General features: G+C 61.0%; 14 protein-coding genes. 6 read left to right on the plus strand and 8 right to left on the minus strand.

Translation table 11 applies throughout. The features are described from left to right. Positions 1-41 precede the first annotated feature (41 nt). The gene (locus tag LPW39_RS09605) at positions 42-2,048 is read left to right on the plus strand and encodes an ATP-binding response regulator (RefSeq protein ID WP_230774023.1); all 2,007 of its coding nucleotides are present in this window, start codon (positions 42-44) and stop codon (positions 2,046-2,048) included. 54 nt (positions 2,049-2,102) lie between these two features. Here LPW39_RS09605 and LPW39_RS09610 read toward each other — a convergent pair whose 3' ends face one another. The 7 genes from LPW39_RS09610 to mnmG form a co-directional block, all read right to left on the minus strand. Then, entirely contained in the window at positions 2,103-3,143 is a 1,041-nt protein-coding gene (locus LPW39_RS09610) for a peptidoglycan-binding protein (RefSeq protein ID WP_230774031.1), read from the minus strand. Positions 3,144-3,350: 207 nt separating this feature from the next. Then, entirely contained in the window at positions 3,351-4,268 is a 918-nt protein-coding gene (locus LPW39_RS09615; RefSeq protein WP_230774033.1) for a ParB/RepB/Spo0J family partition protein, read from the minus strand. Positions 4,269-4,273: 5 nt separating this feature from the next. Further along, entirely contained in the window at positions 4,274-4,837 is a 564-nt protein-coding gene (locus tag LPW39_RS09620) for an RBBP9/YdeN family alpha/beta hydrolase (RefSeq protein WP_269075794.1), read from the minus strand. Between the two features lie 176 nt (positions 4,838-5,013). After that, positions 5,014-5,787: a ParA family protein gene (locus tag LPW39_RS09625; protein WP_230774034.1), complete on the minus strand. Its 774-nt coding sequence runs from the start codon at positions 5,785-5,787 to the stop codon at positions 5,014-5,016. A 23-nt stretch (positions 5,788-5,810) separates the two neighbouring features. Further along, positions 5,811-6,425, minus strand: a complete 615-nt coding sequence (locus LPW39_RS09630; RefSeq protein ID WP_230774035.1) for a LysE family translocator — start codon at positions 6,423-6,425, stop codon at positions 5,811-5,813. 163 nt (positions 6,426-6,588) lie between these two features. Next, complete coding sequence (gene rsmG / locus LPW39_RS09635) at positions 6,589-7,245, minus strand: 16S rRNA (guanine(527)-N(7))-methyltransferase RsmG (protein WP_230774037.1); 657 nt, start codon at positions 7,243-7,245, stop codon at positions 6,589-6,591. After that, entirely contained in the window at positions 7,242-9,221 is a 1,980-nt protein-coding gene (mnmG, locus tag LPW39_RS09640) for a tRNA uridine-5-carboxymethylaminomethyl(34) synthesis enzyme MnmG (protein WP_230774039.1), read from the minus strand. Before mnmG ends, rsmG begins: the two co-directional genes overlap by 4 nt. Before the next feature lie 210 nt (positions 9,222-9,431). Here mnmG and gstA point away from each other — a divergent pair, with 210 nt between their 5' ends. The 3 genes from gstA to cueR all read left to right on the plus strand — a co-directional run bounded on the left by gstA (position 9,432) and on the right by cueR (position 10,874). Next, positions 9,432-10,034, plus strand: coding sequence for a glutathione transferase GstA (gene gstA, locus LPW39_RS09645; RefSeq protein ID WP_230774041.1), 603 nt, complete (start codon positions 9,432-9,434; stop codon positions 10,032-10,034). A 154-nt stretch (positions 10,035-10,188) separates the two neighbouring features. Next, positions 10,189-10,383 (plus strand): heavy-metal-associated domain-containing protein, encoded by a 195-nt coding sequence (locus LPW39_RS09650; protein ID WP_230774043.1) that lies wholly within the window; start codon positions 10,189-10,191, stop codon positions 10,381-10,383. Between the two features lie 2 nt (positions 10,384-10,385). After that, positions 10,386-10,874, plus strand: a complete 489-nt coding sequence (gene cueR / locus LPW39_RS09655) for a Cu(I)-responsive transcriptional regulator (protein WP_230774045.1) — start codon at positions 10,386-10,388, stop codon at positions 10,872-10,874. A gap of 79 nt (positions 10,875-10,953) precedes the next feature. On the opposite strand, the gene LPW39_RS09660 is transcribed toward cueR, so the two are convergent. Then, complete coding sequence (locus LPW39_RS09660; protein ID WP_230774047.1) at positions 10,954-12,033, minus strand: recombination-associated protein RdgC; 1,080 nt, start codon at positions 12,031-12,033, stop codon at positions 10,954-10,956. A gap of 313 nt (positions 12,034-12,346) precedes the next feature. Between LPW39_RS09660 and LPW39_RS09665 the strand changes: the two genes are divergently transcribed. Next, positions 12,347-12,901: a Spy/CpxP family protein refolding chaperone gene (locus LPW39_RS09665; protein ID WP_230774049.1), complete on the plus strand. Its 555-nt coding sequence runs from the start codon at positions 12,347-12,349 to the stop codon at positions 12,899-12,901. 160 nt (positions 12,902-13,061) lie between these two features. Continuing rightward, a complete protein-coding gene (locus LPW39_RS09670) occupies positions 13,062-13,625 on the plus strand; it encodes an acyloxyacyl hydrolase (protein ID WP_230774051.1) in 564 nt (187 codons plus the stop codon). Positions 13,626-15,943 lie beyond the last annotated feature (2,318 nt).

The following is a 15,943-nucleotide window of genomic DNA, read 5'->3' on the forward strand; positions in this document are numbered from 1 at the left end:
CGCCCGGCCCGCAGGCTGTACCGGAGCATCGCAGTTTTCCAATGTCGGTGACCTCCCGCATTTTGCTGATGCTGGTGATTCTGGCCGTGGGCATTGCCGTGGTGTTTGCCTTGACCTTGCAGGGCCTGCGGCGCACCAACCAGGCCTTGCAGCAACTGTCGAGCGTGGAGATGGAGCAGCTGATCGCCAGCACCCGCGTGATGCAGCAAAGCGAGATGATCGGCAGCTATGCACGCCTGGTGGCCATCACCAATGACATGGGCGAGAGGCGCCTGAACATGGTGGAGCTGACCGACCGCATGGGCTGGCTTGACAAGCTGCTCGGCGAGATGACGCAGACGCAGCTCGATGGCAGCATCGACCCGCTGATGCAGTCCAAGCGCAACGCGCTCAACGCCAATGTGCAGAAGCTGAGCCAGGCGATTTTTCAGCCGGCGCAGCATGGCCTTGATGACCGCGCCGTCTTCCATCTGGTGGCCGAGAACCAGATGCTGGCGACCGACATGTCACTGCTGGCCAGCCGCGCCGCAGCCGACCTGCGGCGCCAGCTCAATGAGCGCAGCATGCAGCTGTCGCGCGATGTGGCCGCGCAGCAGAGCAACCTGAACTGGCTGGTGGCCGTGCTGATCCTCTGCGTGGTGATGGCGGGCATCTACATGCATGCCTCCGTGTCGCGCCGCCTGGTGGCGCTGCGCCGCGAGGTCAGCAATGACGAGTTTGGTGGCATCTATGCCGTGCCCCAGCAATGGGGCGACGAGATCGACCAGCTGGGCCGGGCCATTGCCTCCTACAAAAAGCACCTCAACGACCACACCCGCTCGGCACAGAACGCGGTGCGCGCCAAGAACCGCTTTCTGGCAGGCGCCAGCCATGACCTGCGCCAGCCGGTGCAGGCACTCAACCTGTTTCTGGAAACCTTGCGCGGCTCGGGCCTCAACAGCCAGCAGGCGGTGGTGCTGGAACATGCGCGCGCGGCGCTGTCGGCCAGCCGCGAGATGCTTGACACCCTGATGGACTACTCGCGCATCGAGGCCGGGGTGCTGGACCCCAAGTTCCAGCCGGTGGCCATCGCCGGCTTTCTGCGCCGGCTGGAGAAGGAGTTCGGCCCGCAGGCCGATGCCAAGAACCTGGTCTTCCGCGTGCGCGACAGCGAGGACTGGATCTACACCGACCAGTCGCTGCTGTTCATGCTGCTGCGCAATCTGGTGTCCAACGCGCTGCGCTACACCGACCAGGGCGGTGTCCTGCTGGGGGTGCGCAAACGCGGCCTGCAGCGCGTGATCGAGGTCTGGGATACCGGTGTGGGCATCGATGACGAACACCACGACCTGATCTTCCAGAAGTTCCGCCAGGTGGGCGAGGACCACCACATGGGCAGCAAGGGCCTGGGGCTGGGCCTGGCCATCGTGCGCGAGCTGGCCGATATCCTGAACGTGCAGGTCGCGCTATCGTCCATCCCCGGGCGCGGCAGCGTGTTCCGCGTCAGCCTGATGGCCGAGGCCGTGCCCGCCGGCGGCTATGGCCTGGTCGCCGGGTTGTGGGAGCAGCCGGACGACGGCGACTACTCGTCCCTGCATGGCCTCAAGGTGCTGGTAGTAGATGATGAGCCGCTGGTGCGCGTGGGCCTGGCCAGCATGCTGGAGCAATGGCATTGCCAGGTGATGAGCGCCGCCACGGTGGACCAGGTGCGCCGCCTCATCGGCCATATGCAGGAGAGCAACAGCAAGCCCTTTGACGTGGTGCTGACCGACCTGCGCCTGTCGCCCACCGAAGACGGCAGCATGGTGGTGCGGGCCGTGCGCGATGCCACAGCCGAGCACCTGCCCTGGCAGCAGATGCTGCCCCACTATGTGATCCTGACCGGCGACACGGCCCCCAAACGGCTGCAGATGGCCAACAGCCTGGGGGCGACCTTGATGCACAAGCCCATCGACCCGCGCCAGCTGCACAAGCTGCTGGCCCGGGAGCTGCAGCTGCGCTGCGATATCGAGGAGTTCATGGAAACCCAGCCGCCCGCCGACATCGACGAGGCCATCGACAAGGCATGAAAAAACCCGCCGGGGTGAGCGGCGGGTTGCGAGGCTGAGCGCTGCGCGGAAAGCTTATTCCGACAGCTGGCGCATCGTGGCCTGGTCCAGACGACCGGTGACCGACAGGCCCTGGTCTTGCTGGAAGGAGCGCAGTGCGTTCTGGGTGCGGGGGCCGGAGGCGCCATCGGGCGTGCCCACATCGTAGCCCAGCTCATTGAGGCGCTGCTGCGCTTGCTTCATGGTCAGGCGCACATTGGTCTTGGCGCCAGGTGCCGAGGTCTGGCTGGGCGCTGCGGCGCCATCCACACCCAGGCGGCCACCACCGCCCAGGCCCTGGCCCTTGACGGATTGCGCGCTGTAATTGCGCAGCGCCTGCACCATCTGGTTGTAGGCATCGACGAAAGCGGCCGACACGACCTTGCCCTGCGAGGTGTTGGAATACCCCCCGATACCAGCGCCTGCAGCGCCGCCGAACAAGGTGCCAAAGCCACCCCAGTCGGTGTTGCTGGCGTTGCCGGTCGACGAGGACACCTGCACGCCCGAGCGGTTGTCCACCAGGGTCAGCATGGCCGAGGCCTCGCGGGTCTTGCTGCTGGCCGCCACACCTGCCAGCGCGCCGCCGCCACGGCCGCCCAGGATGCCGCCCAGCGCTGCACCAAAGCCGCCGGCATTGTCTTCGCTGAAGGTCACTTCAGGCGTCAGGCCGTAATCCGATGCGACCACCTGGCCCTTGCCGAAATTGCTGCCCTTGCGCATTTCACCGTTGTCCATCATCGCGCGCTCGCGGTTCATCGCATTCATGCCGGCAGCGCTGCGCTCCACCACCACAAAGCAGTTCGATTGCTGGATCAGCACACGAAGCAGATTGGCGGTCGGTGGCAGGCGGTACTCGTTGCGCAGAATGGTGTACCAGCCTGCCTGCTGGTTCTCGACCAGGGACACGGTACCCACGGGCGAATCGCACTTCTCGAGTTGGCTGTTCTCACCCTGGCTGCTGCCGCCTGCTGCACCGCCGGTCACCATGTTGTTGGTGCCGCCGCCCAGCTTCATACCCGTGCTTTCGCAGCCTGCCAATGCCAAAACGGCCAGTGCCGCCAATGCTGCCTTTTTCATGTCGCTCTCCCGCAAGTTAATCAGTTGTGCATTCAAAGCGAGCCCGGAATTCCTTCCAGGCTCGGTGACTTCGGTTTCGTATTTTTGCTTTGCGCTGCGGACACGGATTATCTGAATCCAGAAACCACTTCGGAGCGTTGTCCACTCTTAAGCGAAGTTGTTAGAGAATGTGACCAAAATCACGGCATGCAGCACATGGCCGGTGCATTATCCACGTAATTTATCAATCAATCCATTCAGAGCATCCAGAGAACCAAACTGGATTACCAGCTCACCCATTTCTTCGAGTTTGCCGGCGCGCTTGACGCGCTTTTTCACACGCACTTCGACCTCGGCCATCAACAGGTCCGAGAGCTCTTCTTCCACCCGCTTCAGATCGCGTGATTTCGCTGCCTTGGCCTTGACCGGGGTTTCGCCGGAGAACTCGGCGCTGACCTTTTTGACCAGGCTCTCGGCCTCGCGCACGCTCAGTTTGCGCGCATTGATCTGGTTGGCAGCGGTGATCTGTGCAGCGCGGTCCAGCGCCAGCAAGGCACGGGCATGGCCCATGTCCAGATCCCCTGCCATCAGCATGGTCTGCACCGGCTCGGCCAGGTTCAGCAGACGCAACAGGTTGGACGCCGCCGAGCGCGAACGGCCCACGGCCTGCGCAGCCTGCTCGTGCGTCATCTGGAACTCGCCCACCAGGCGCGACAGGCCTTGGGCTTCTTCCAGCGGGTTGAGGTCTTCACGCTGGATGTTCTCGATCAATGCCATCGCGGCAGCGGACTCGTCGGGCACCTCACGCACCAGCACGGGCACCTCGGCCAGGCCGGCGATGCGCGCGGCGCGGAAGCGCCGCTCACCGGCGATGATTTCGTACTTGCCGGCGTTGTCGCCCGCAGCGAGCTTGCGCACCAGGATGGGCTGCATGATGCCCTGCGCCTTGATGCTTTCGGCCAGCTCATACAGCGCGCCCTCATCCATGCGCGTGCGCGGCTGGTAGACGCCAGGCACCATGTCATCGAGTAGCAACTGGTGCGGCAGCTGGCCCTTGTCGTCGCTGGCAGGCGCCGCGTCTTCGACCTTGGGGCCCAGCAGTGCTTCGAGGCCGCGTCCCAGGCCCTTGGGTTTTTTGGTTGCCATGGTTTTCAGTTCACCTTTGTTGGTTCGGCCATCAGCTCGGCCAGCAGCGCCTGGCCCAGCGGCCAGTCGCCCAGGCCGGACTCGGCATTGATATGGCCGCAGGCACCCTGGTCCACCCAGCGGGCACCCCAGTTGCTGGCCAGCCACTGCGCGCGCTCTGCGCTGCAATAGGGGTCGTTTTGGCTGCCCACCAGAATGGCGGGAAAGGGCAGTTTCTGCAGCGCAATCGGTGACCAGCCGGGGATGTGTTCGGCCAGGTCGGGGCGCTCCACATCGCCCGGTGCCACCAGCAGCGCGCCACGCACCTTGCTGGCCGCCTGGGGCGAATGGGCGGCCCACCAAGCCGTCAGGATGCAGCCCAGGCTGTGGGCGACCAGCACCACGGGCTGCGGCGCATCCAGCACCACATCCTGCAGGCGTGCCGTCCAGTCACCGCGCTTGGGGTGCATCCAGTCGTGCTGCTGCACGCGCTCATAGCCCCATTGCTGCTCCCACACCGTTTGCCAATGGCCTGGCCCGCTGTTTTGCCATCCCGGCAGCAGCTTGATGGACGAGGATTCAATGCTCATTTTTTAATAGCAAAAAAGCGCCACCGTACTGCGCTGTTTCAAAGAAATGCAAACCCTTATTGTGCCCGAATGTCCCTCGCACGCAATGCGGGCGCCAGCGGCATCGCTGCGGCCATGAAAAAGACCTCCGCATGCCGGGCACCGGAGGTCTGTCGGGCAGCGGCCAAGGCCAGCTGTCACTTCATGCGTTTGATGCGCTTGACCATCTCTTTGGCGAACTCGACAAAGGCCTTGCTGCCCTTGGCGGCCGGGTCAAACACCACGCCCGGCAGGCCATAGCTGGGCGCTTCGGCCAAGCGCACATTGCGGGGGATCACCGTGTCGAAGACCTTGTCGCCAAAATGCTCGCGCAGCTGGTCGCTCACCTGCTGCTGCAAGGTGATGCGCGGGTCGAACATCACGCGCAGCAGGCCAATGATCTCCAGGTCGCGGTTCAGGTTGGCATGCACCTGCTTGATGGTGTTGACCAGGTCGGTCAGGCCTTCGAGTGCAAAGTACTCGCACTGCATCGGCACGATCACGCCATGGGCCGAGCACAGGCCGTTCAGGGTGAGCATGGAGAGGCTGGGCGGGCAGTCGATGAGCACGAAGTCAAAGTCCGCGTCGCTCGCCTCCAGAGCGGCCTTGAGGCGCTTTTCACGGCGCTCCAGCTCGACCAGCTCGACCTCGGCGCCGGACAGCTCACGGTTGGCGCCCAGCACCCAGTAGCCGCAGCGCTCGGAATGGACGGCCGCCTCCTTGATGGTGCTCGATTCGAGCAGCACATCGTAGACCGAGGTCTCCAGCGCGCGCTTGTCGATGCCCGAGCCCATGGTGGCATTGCCCTGCGGGTCCAAATCGACCAGCAGCACACGCTGCTTGATCCGGGCCAGACCCGCCGCCAGATTGACTGCCGTGGTGGTCTTGCCGACGCCGCCTTTTTGGTTGGCGATACAGAAGATTTTTGCCATGAGAACTCGCTTCGTCCACTAACTTATTTGGTCAGGGCCAGCTTGAGGCCAAAACCAATCAAAAACACACCCGCTGTCTTTTCCATCCACTTGACCAGGGCCGGGTTGGCGCGCAGGCGCTCGGCCAGGGTCTTGGTGATCAGCACCACCACCGTGCAATAGGCCAGACTGATCACCGCTACCGTAGCCGCCATCACGGCGAAGGTGGGGATGCCACGGTGGGTAGCAGGATCGACAAACAGCGGGAAGAATGCCATGTAGAAAACGATGGCCTTGGGGTTCATCAAGGTGATGAGAAAGCCCTGCTTGAAATAATGCCGAGGTGCAATCTGGATGACCGGCTGGTCGCCGGGTTTGGCGGTGATCAGCTTGTAGCCGATCCAGCCCAGGTAAATTGCGCCGATCCATTGCACCGCATGGAAAGCCGCAGGGTAGGCCGTCAGGACCGCCGCCACACCGGCCACCGCCAGCCACATCAACACCTGGTCAGCCGCCATGCAGCCGGCGCAGACAGCCAGACCGGCCTTGATGCCGCCCTTGCCGGTAGAGGTGATCAGCGCCAGATTGCCAGGCCCCGGGATCATCAAGAACAGCAGCACGGCGAAGACAAATGCACCATAGTCAGAAATGCCAAACATGTGCCGCCCCCGCAATGGAAACTTTGAGTGTAAACGACGCCCCCGCTTGCTAGCCAGCAAAATGCGCGTTGTTACCGGCCCAAGCGTCAACAAAAAGCCCCGAAAAATCGGGGCTGTGCATGGATTCGATTCAGCGCCGCAGCTGAGCCGCAGCACGCCTGCATCAGGACGCCTGGTGGCGCATCCAGACAATGCAGCGCTCGGCGTCGAGACCGGGCACTTGCAGCGGCTCAATATTCAGCACCTGCACCGTAGCGGGCAACAAGGCCAGCTCATCGTCGGGGCGCTTGGCCTTCATCGCCAGCCAGATGCCATCGGCCTTCAGGGTCTGGGCCGACCAGGCGGTGAAGTCCTGCAAGGCGGCAAAGGCACGGCAGCTGACCACGTCGTACTGCTGGCTCAGTTGCTCCACCCGCGACTGGATGCCATGCAGGTTGCGCAGGCGCAGCGCGGCAGCGGCTTGCTGGATAAAGGCGACCTTCTTGCCCACGGTGTCCACGCAACTCACATCCAGCTGGGGCAGGCAGATGGCAAACACCACGGCGGGCAGACCACCACCCGATCCGACATCGAGCAGCTTGGGGGCTGGCAGGCCCGTGCCCTCCAGATGGCGCACCAGCGGCGTCACCGCCGCCAGGCTGTCGAGCAGATGGTGGGTCAGCATCTCTTGCGGGTCGCGCACCGAGGTCAGGTTATAGACCTTGTTCCACTTCTGCAGCAGATCCAGAAAAGCCATCAACTGCGCAATTTGCTCATCGCTCAGTGACAGGCCCAGTTGTTGTACGCCGTCACGCAGTGGGACTTCCAAAAGTGCGCTCATGCAGTCGTTACCTCTTGTGCAGTGCTGAAGCCTTTGAAGCCACCTTTTTTCAGGTGCACCATCAGCAGGGAAATGGCAGCGGGCGTGACACCGGAAATACGCGATGCCTGGCCCAGGGTTTCGGGGCGGTGGGTTTGAAGCTTCTGGCGCACTTCAAACGACAGCGCCGTCACCTGCATATAGTCCAGCTCGGCGGGCAGGCGCAGCTTCTCGTAATGGGCAGCGCGCTCCACCTCGTCCTTTTGGCGATCGATATAACCCGAGTATTTGGCACCGATCTCGACTTGCTCGACCACGGACTCGCTCAAACCGCCCAGTGTTTCACGTGAAACATCGCTGGTCTGGTAAGCGCCTTCGTTCATGCTCATCAAGGTGGCGTAGTCCACACCAGGGCGGCGCAGCAGATCGAACAGGTTGTACTCCCGCTCCATCGCCTTGCCCAACACACGTTCGGCTTCTTGCGCAGCGATGATGCGTGGGTTCACCCAGGTGGCCTTGAGGCGTTCTGTTTCACGTGAAACAGCATCGCGCTTGCGGCTGAAGGCATCCCAGCGCGCATCGTCGACCAGGCCCATCTTGCGGCCCTCTTCCGTCAGGCGCATGTCGGCATTGTCTTCACGCAGCTGCAGGCGGAACTCTGCCCGGCTGGTAAACATGCGGTAGGGCTCGGTCACCCCCTTGGTGATCAGGTCATCGACCAGCACACCCAGGTAGGCTTCATCGCGGCGCGGCGTCCAGGGGCCTTCGCCCCGGCACTGCAGTGCGGCGTTCAGGCCGGCAAACAGGCCTTGGGCTGCCGCCTCTTCATAACCGGTCGTGCCATTGATCTGGCCGGCAAAGAACAGGCCCTGGATCTGCTTGGTCTCAAAGCTGTTCTTCAGAGAGCGCGGGTCAAAGTAGTCGTACTCGATCGCATAGCCCGGGCGCAGGATGTGGGCGTTCTCCAGGCCCTTCATGCTGCGCACCAGTTCGTACTGCACATCGAACGGCAGGCTGGTCGAGATGCCGTTGGGATAGTACTCGTGGGTGGTCAGGCCTTCGGGCTCCAGAAAGATCTGGTGGCTTTCCTTGTCGGCAAAGCGGTTGATCTTGTCTTCCACGCTGGGGCAGTAGCGCGGCCCTACCCCTTCGATCTTGCCGGTGAACATCGGGCTGCGGTCAAAGCCGCTGCGGATGATCTCGTGCGTGCGCGCATTGGTGTGGGTGATGTAGCAAGGCATCTGCGCCGGGTGCATCTCCGCATTGCCCATGAAGCTGAACACCGGCAGCTGGCCCTCGTTCACGCCCCCGGGCATGCCGTCGCCAGGCTGGGTTTCACACTGGCTGAAGTCGATCGAACGGCCATCGATGCGCGGCGGGGTGCCGGTCTTGAGGCGCCCCTGGGGCAGCTTCAATTCCTTCAGGCGTGCGGACAGGCTGACCGCTGGCGGATCGCCGGCACGGCCAGCGGCATAGTGGTTCAGGCCCACATGGATCTTGCCATCCAGGAAGGTGCCAGCTGTCAGCACCACGGTGCGGCTGCGAAAACGGATGCCCACCTGGGTCACGGCGCCCACCACGCGGTCGCCCTCCACCATCAGGTCGTCCACCGCTTGCTGGAACAGCCAGAGGTTGGGCTGGTTCTCCAGCATCTCGCGGATCGCTGCCTTGTACAGGATGCGGTCGGCCTGGGCGCGGGTGGCACGCACGGCCGGGCCTTTGGAGCTGTTGAGGATGCGGAACTGGATGCCGCCCTTGTCGGTGGCCAGCGCCATCGCGCCGCCAAGCGCGTCCACTTCCTTGACGAGATGGCCTTTGCCGATGCCGCCAATGCTGGGGTTGCAGCTCATCTGGCCCAGGGTTTCAATATTGTGGGTCAGCAGCAGCGTCTTGCTGCCCATGCGTGCAGCGGCCAGCGCTGCCTCGGTGCCGGCATGGCCGCCACCGACAACGATGACATCGAATTCTTGCGGGTAGGTATAGGGGGTTTGGCTCATGGGGCCTCGTTCCAGGGCTCGCAAGGCATGCGCCTCGCAGTCAGTCAGCCCTTCTGCCGAAATGGCAAATAGTCGGTTTTGCCCGCTATTTTAATGACTGAGGTGTTTACACGCCGGCAGCCGTGTTATTGCGCCGCATCCTCCGCTGCTGCAGAACCTTGTCAAAAGCGATAGCATGGTTCGGCTTTAACCTTTACTGGAGATTTGTCGATGAAGCTGTATTTCTCTCCTGGCGCCTGTTCGCTGTCGCCCCACATCGCCCTGCTGGAAGCCGGCCTGCCCTTCACCCTGGAGATGGCCAGCACCAAGACCCACCAGCTCAAGGACGGCACCGACTTCTACACCATCAACCCGCTGGGCTATGTGCCCGTGCTGGAGCTGGACAATGGCCAGCGCCTGCGTGAAGGCCCGGCCATCGTGCAGTACATCGCCGACCAGGCACCAGCCTCCAAGCTGGCACCCGCCAACGGCACCTTCGAGCGCTACCAGCTGCAAGAGTGGCTGGGCTTTATCGGCACCGAGATCCACAAGGGCTTCTCGCCGCTGTTCAACCCCAACCTGCCCGACACCGTCAAGGACATGGCCCGCGTGCAAGTGCTCAAGCGCCTGACCTGGGTGGATTCGCAGCTGGCCGGCAAGGAATTTCTGATGGGCACGGATTTCACCGTGGCCGATGCCTACTTGTTCACCGTCAGCGGCTGGAGCAAGTTTGTCGGTGTCGATATCAGCGGCCTGCAAAACCTGGCTGGTTTCCTGCAACGCGTGGGCGCCCGTCCATCGGTGCAAAAGGCCATCGCGGACGAAAAGCAGTAAGCATACCGTCGGCCCAGGGCTGCTGTTTCACGTGAAACACATCCTGGTCGATGCAGCTGTGATGGCTTGTTCCTGGCAAAAGACCCTGCTCTTGACCTTCACACCGTGTCAGCTTTCAAGATCAGGCCATCAACCACAGGAAAAGGAAACTCTGATGCAAAACACCTTCCAAGTCCAAGGCATGACCTGCGGCCATTGCGAGCGTGCCGTCACCCAGGCTGTGCAGCAGCTCGACGCCCAGGCCAAGGTAACGATTGATCGCGCCCAAGGCAAGGTCGTGGTCGAGTCCAGCCAGCCGGCAGACAAGATCGCAGCGGCCATCGCGGCCGAAGGCTACCAGGTCCAGTAAGCATGGCCCGCCCGTCACGCAAGCCTGCGGCTGAGCGGTCCATCGCCTGGCCGGTGTCCATCAGCAAAGCGGCCCAGCTGGCGGGTATTTCTGCGCGCATGGCGCGCCACTACGAGTCGCTGAACCTGCTGCCGCATGTGAACCGCACCGACAGCGGCTACCGCCTGTATACCGAGTCGGATGTGCACACCCTCTCCTTCATCCGCCGCAGCCGCGATCTGGGCTTCTCGATGGAGGAGATCGAGAACCTGCTCAACCTGTGGCACGACAAGCAGCGCGCCAGCAGCTCGGTCAAGGAGATTGCGCAAAAGCATATCGAGACCTTGCGCGAGCGCATCGCCGCGATGAAAGCGATGGAGCGCTCGCTGCAGGCGCTGGTCCACAGCTGCCATGGCGACCAGCGCCCGGACTGCCCTATTCTCGACAGCCTGTCCGACCCCAAGGCCGACCCCTACGCCGATCCCGATACAGCCAGCTGCTGCAAGCATTGAAGGCCTCGACAGACCACCCCGCCGCCACCATAAAAAACGCGCTCCAGGGAGCGCGTTGCTGTTTCTGAGCGGGTAGCCATCAGAAGGGGCTGGAATCCGGATCCTCGTCCACCGGCGCCGACTTGGGGCCGGTCTGCATGCCTCCAGGCTTGCCAGACGCATCGAAGGGCTTGCCCACGCCTGTCCCCAGGCTGATCGGCTTGACGGGCGCTGCAGCCCCTTCCTGGGCCGCTGCAGCGGGTTTATTGCCCCGGTCAGGCAACTGGCCCAGCTCGGTGCGGCCTTCGCCGCCCAGCGCCTGTATCAGGTCCGGAATCAGCTGGCTGAACTCACCGGTGGCAATGGCCACATCGGCGTCAAAACCGCCATCTTCACTGGCGCCTTCCATCACCACATCGAGCAAGGCCACCTTCTTGAGCTGCAGGCCCTCGGTCAGCACAAAGCTGACGCGGTCGTCCCAGGTCAGCGCCAGCTTGGTGGGCAGCTTGCCCTGGTCGATATGCTCGCGGATCTCATCAATGCCCAGCGGGTGGCGGGCATAGCGCACCACAGCCTTGGATTCATCGGCGCTCTTGAGCTCGCATTCCTGGTCAATGCTGAAGCCGGCCGGCGCATCGTAGCTGTGCAGCCAGGCGGACATCGCGCCCTGGGGGCTGTTCTGGGTATCGATCAGCGCCACGGCAAAACCGGGCGAGGCCTCCACCAGCATCGTGATCACCTCATCGGCCCGGCCCTGGCTGCTGGTGTCCAGCACCAAGAGCCGCGCCTGCGGATCAATCCAGATCCAGAGACCGCCCTGCTTGGTGAAGGCCATCGGCAGCAGATCCAGCTTGCACTCGTCCTTGAGCTCCTGCTTTTCCTTCTTGCCGGGCTTGCGGCCTTCCTGGGCTTCGATATGGGCGAGCTTCTCATCGAGCTTGCGGTTGAGCACGCTCGCGGGCAGCATCTTGCTCTCGCTCATCAGCCGCAAGATCCATTGGCCGCCCACCGATTCAACCATGGCGCCATGCTCTTCGCCGCGCGGGGGCACCCAACCGGTGGATTTTTCCTGGGTGGCACCGCACTGCTCAAACTGCTGCTTGGCCAGGGCTGCGTCCAACGCAACCAAATCCGGCTGCCAGGTTTCGGAGATGCGGTAAAAAATCATGTTCTTGAACATGCCATTCCTTTGTTCTGGGAGGCTGCCGGCTTGCTGCGCCAGCCCTTTAAAAAAACACAAGCGGCCCTGGTGTGCCGCACTGATCTGCTGTCCATTGTGCCGCGAATCCGCCCCGCCCCAGAGCGATGCGCCAGTCAAAAAAACCGGGGTTTGGACTTGTTGACCGGCAGCCAGCAGCGCATTCCGCACGACAGCTGAACAACCAAAATTGGTAATTCTTTACACAGCCATACCTGCCAGTGACGGGGCTCTTACATGGCCGGCGGACACTGCATCCATCGCATAAGACATCACAACCCGGAAAGGAAACACCATGTCTCTCTTGCAACGCAGCGCCATCGTGACCGCCATGCTGGCCAGCCTGTCGATTTCCAGCTTCGCCCAAACCCCCGGCACGCCTGCGGTGGCGCCAAGCGCTCAAAGCGCCCCAGCCCCCGCTAAAAAGGGCCATGGTCCTGAGGCGCGTGAGGCACGCATGGCCCAACGCATGCAGGCCCTCAAGGCTTCGCTCAAGCTCAATGCCAGCCAGGAAGCAGCCTGGACCAGCTATGTTGCGGCGATCCAGCCCCAGCGCCCTGCCCCAGGTGAGCGCCCTGAGCGTCCTGATTTGGCCAAGCTGACCACCCCAGAGCGCATTGACGCGATGCAGGCCATGCATGCCAAACACCAGGCCGCGATGGACCAGCGCAACCAGGCAACGAAGGCCTTTTACGCTACCCTGACACCTGAACAGCAAAAGACCTTTGATGCAGAAACCCTGAAGATGCACGAACGCCGTGGTCACGGCCCTGACGGCAAGGGCCCACATGGCCAGCGCCATCAAGGCCCAAATCCGAAACAGTCTGTTCCACCAATGGACAGCAAATAAGTCAGGCGCACGCCTCCGCCTCGTCTCTCTCTCTTCATCCCCTCCTGCGCAGCCTCTCCAGCTGCGCTTTTTTTTGCATCACATTCGTCAGCGGTTGCATACAGACAACATCCAGCTTTTGCTGACAGAAGTCGGTGGAGTCCAGGTGTAACATTATTTAATGCAATACCGTCCCCTCCTCTCCGCTGTCGGCTTGTGCGCGCTGACTGTCTGGAGCGCTTCCGCCCACGCGCAGTTTGCTGACAAGCGCAACACCGCCACCTTGTACCTGCAAGCCGGAGTTGCCGAGCGTGATGCGCGATCACTCACCATTGGCTCGACCATCCCGATGGACTGGAAGACTTTCTGGTGGGGCCATCCTGTCACCGCCCATTGGGACTTGAGCCTGTCGGCCTGGAACTCGGACCGCATGGAACGCGAAGGCAGCCGCACCATTGCCGTTGTCGGTCTGGTGCCTACGATGCGCTTTCACAGCAAGAGCCAGTACCCCTGGTTCGTCGAAGCCGGATTGGGCGGCTACGTGTCCAGCAAGCTGTACGAAAGCCGTGAAAAACGCTTTTCGACCGCGTTCAATTTCGGCACCCACATCGGCGTGGGCTACTTCACCGGCATGCGCCGCGAAAACGAATGGTCCGTTCGCCTGGAGCACCTGTCCAATGCGTCGATCAAGCGCCCCAACCCGGGCGAGAACTTTGTGCAGCTGCGCTACGCACGGCACTTCTGACGGCTTAATACTCCCGCCCCTCTTCCCCTTCATACCGCCTTCTGGCGGTATTTTTTTGCCTGTTTGATGGTTGGGTATAGAACGAGGTACTGAACAGCACGCTGGCGAGCTGTAGAGGCTGCTTAGAGAGAGGCCGCATGCGGTAGCTGCCAAGTAGATGCAGGTGCTGGAGCAAGCCTCCACCTCTGGAACTGTATAAATATACAGTTTTGACGAAATCCCCCATTTTGCTGCGCCCCATGGAAGCATTCGACTGCCCATAGAGCCCCACACCCCAGCGCTTCTTCACGGGGCCGCTCAAGGCCTCCAGGAGACCTTCTGCACGCGTTTCCGACCCCATACCCTACCCTGCTGCATCCAAAGCGCCAGCAGGCTCTATTGGCGAGGTGGACAGCGTTCAGCAAGCTGCGCTTGGCTACCCATCGAGATCTGCGCCATTCAGACCAGCGAATGCTTGCTACCCGCAGCACCATTCGATGCGTCATACAGAGACCCAGTGACCTTTCTCAATCCCCTGCAAAGCAGCGTCACTGCTGGCGATACGCATCCAAAAGTATAGCTAACACCTATGTTGGCCTGTGCATTTGCGCACAGCGGATTTCTTAGACAAGGACTCTCAGAGGGAGTGACCTGATCGCGCCAACCAAGCAACAAACCTGTGCTGCCCTCTCCTATTGGCGTCTTGGATGGGGAGTGCGGCATGGCGCATTTCTGAAAGCGCTCAGCGTGATTCCTCATCTCGATACAGCATCTGAATTTTCACAGTCTGAAAAATTTCAAAATATGAAACTTTGTCGAGCTTGCCTTTGGTTTTTCTTTTATTTTCTTTAAAAGAATAGTAGATAGTAGTAGAAGGGCCTCGCCTTCTGTGGATAAGTCCGATAAACCAAAAATTTTCAAAAGCTTAAAATTTCTCCAACCATGTTGATGGTACCCGTCCATGCTTGTCACTGCAAAGTGGATAAGTCGAGGGTGTGGGTTATTCCTGTGGATAAGTTGGTTTGGGCAGTTTCGTTATCCACAGCTATTCTCCGTCGCCAAAAATTCAACAAGTTATTGATAAATAATAACTTATCCACATGCTGTATGTTAACGTCACTGATAACAGGCTCACTGCCACCTGCTGTGCGTATGAAAGCAGGTGTTGCAAAAATTACCCACAAGGCCTAGGCCAAAACTGAGCCACTTTGGCGCTCGATGATTTGGCCAAGAAATCTGTGGATAAGTTTTTTATGTTTATAAATCAATGGCCTGCCACGTTATCCATCTGTGTGCACTGGGCCCTATTGCCGGTGCATGAGAGTGGAGCAAGTTCTTGGATGAATGCCTACCTGTGGATAACAATGGGGTTGTTGTTATCTTATCCTGAAAGTTATCCACAGCCCTTTTGAAACCCTCGACATACCGTTCGGACGGAGTTGCTTGTGGGTAATGCGGCGCATCTGGAAAATATTTAATAAAAACAATGGTCTGGTACCCGACCACTAAAACAGCAGCTGAGCGGAGCTAGGCGGTAGGCACTGCTTATTGGGCTGAAATCCGCCTTTTCGGGGCAAAAAATCCACATGTGAAGAACTGGAGTGCCTGCGCCAATCGGCCTGGGCCGAGGGCGAGCAGATACCACCGACGCCGGCCACTGCCGGCGACAGGGTGCAGCCTGTGGACATCTCGCCTCGACGGATCTGCGACAAGGCTTCGAACCCGCGATCCGAGGTCATGGACTTTTGTGTTTCACCGCAAGGAGGGCGCAATGGAGGCAGAGCCTTAGCGCTGTTGGTGTTTTTCTTCCTTCCAACCGTTCCAGGCCATCCAAGCGAGCCGTTCGCGTTGCGGGCCTGGCTGAAACGCTCGAAATACCCGCCGAGCACTCATCGCAATGGGGCGAGGCTGGCCGATTCCGTGGCTTCAAACCCATCCTTGGATCACCGCCAGCTGTTTAGAACGCTTTCCGCATTTCGGATGTGGGTGTCGAACGAGCCCGTACAGCATCAGCACGGATCAGCAGATGGAGCCGGGATGCCATTTGCCCAATGGCCAGCCCCCGGCGTACGGCGTAGAGAACGCGATCCGGGGCCTATTCAAACGAGATGGCGCATGCCCCCTGAGGGCCACTGCCGAACGCCAAATTTCAATTTGAATAATTCAAATAAACTGAAATAAAAGGCGGTTTTCTTCAGATCAGCTACCACCTTGTTTTTAACAGCAGTGCCGCTGAATGCTACTTTTTTATGCAAAATGGGCGGTGAGGTCCCATAGTTTGTCAACAAGTTATCCTAGACCAGCCTGTGAATAAATTTCCACATCGTGATAAATCCCGC

The sequence above is a fragment of the Comamonas koreensis genome (genome assembly GCF_021026195.1).
In the GTDB taxonomy this organism is placed as follows: Bacteria; Pseudomonadota; Gammaproteobacteria; order Burkholderiales; family Burkholderiaceae_C; genus Comamonas; species Comamonas koreensis.

Coding starts and splice junctions, on each gene's coding strand:
- LPW39_RS09650 (WP_230774043.1), top strand. CDS start 10,189: ATGCAAAACACCTTCCAAGTCCAAGGCATGACCTGCGGCCATTGCGAG.
- LPW39_RS09665 (WP_230774049.1), top strand. CDS start 12,347: ATGTCTCTCTTGCAACGCAGCGCCATCGTGACCGCCATGCTGGCCAGC.
- gstA (WP_230774041.1), top strand. CDS start 9,432: ATGAAGCTGTATTTCTCTCCTGGCGCCTGTTCGCTGTCGCCCCACATC.
- cueR (WP_230774045.1), top strand. CDS start 10,386: ATGGCCCGCCCGTCACGCAAGCCTGCGGCTGAGCGGTCCATCGCCTGG.
- LPW39_RS09630 (WP_230774035.1), bottom strand. CDS start 6,425: ATGTTTGGCATTTCTGACTATGGTGCATTTGTCTTCGCCGTGCTGCTG.
- LPW39_RS09615 (WP_230774033.1), bottom strand. CDS start 4,268: ATGGCAACCAAAAAACCCAAGGGCCTGGGACGCGGCCTCGAAGCACTG.
- LPW39_RS09620 (WP_269075794.1), bottom strand. CDS start 4,837: ATGAGCATTGAATCCTCGTCCATCAAGCTGCTGCCGGGATGGCAAAAC.
- rsmG (WP_230774037.1), bottom strand. CDS start 7,245: ATGAGCGCACTTTTGGAAGTCCCACTGCGTGACGGCGTACAACAACTG.
- LPW39_RS09625 (WP_230774034.1), bottom strand. CDS start 5,787: ATGGCAAAAATCTTCTGTATCGCCAACCAAAAAGGCGGCGTCGGCAAG.
- LPW39_RS09610 (WP_230774031.1), bottom strand. CDS start 3,143: ATGAAAAAGGCAGCATTGGCGGCACTGGCCGTTTTGGCATTGGCAGGC.
- LPW39_RS09660 (WP_230774047.1), bottom strand. CDS start 12,033: ATGTTCAAGAACATGATTTTTTACCGCATCTCCGAAACCTGGCAGCCG.
- LPW39_RS09605 (WP_230774023.1), top strand. CDS start 42: ATGTCGGTGACCTCCCGCATTTTGCTGATGCTGGTGATTCTGGCCGTG.
- mnmG (WP_230774039.1), bottom strand. CDS start 9,221: ATGAGCCAAACCCCCTATACCTACCCGCAAGAATTCGATGTCATCGTT.
- LPW39_RS09670 (WP_230774051.1), top strand. CDS start 13,062: ATGCAATACCGTCCCCTCCTCTCCGCTGTCGGCTTGTGCGCGCTGACT.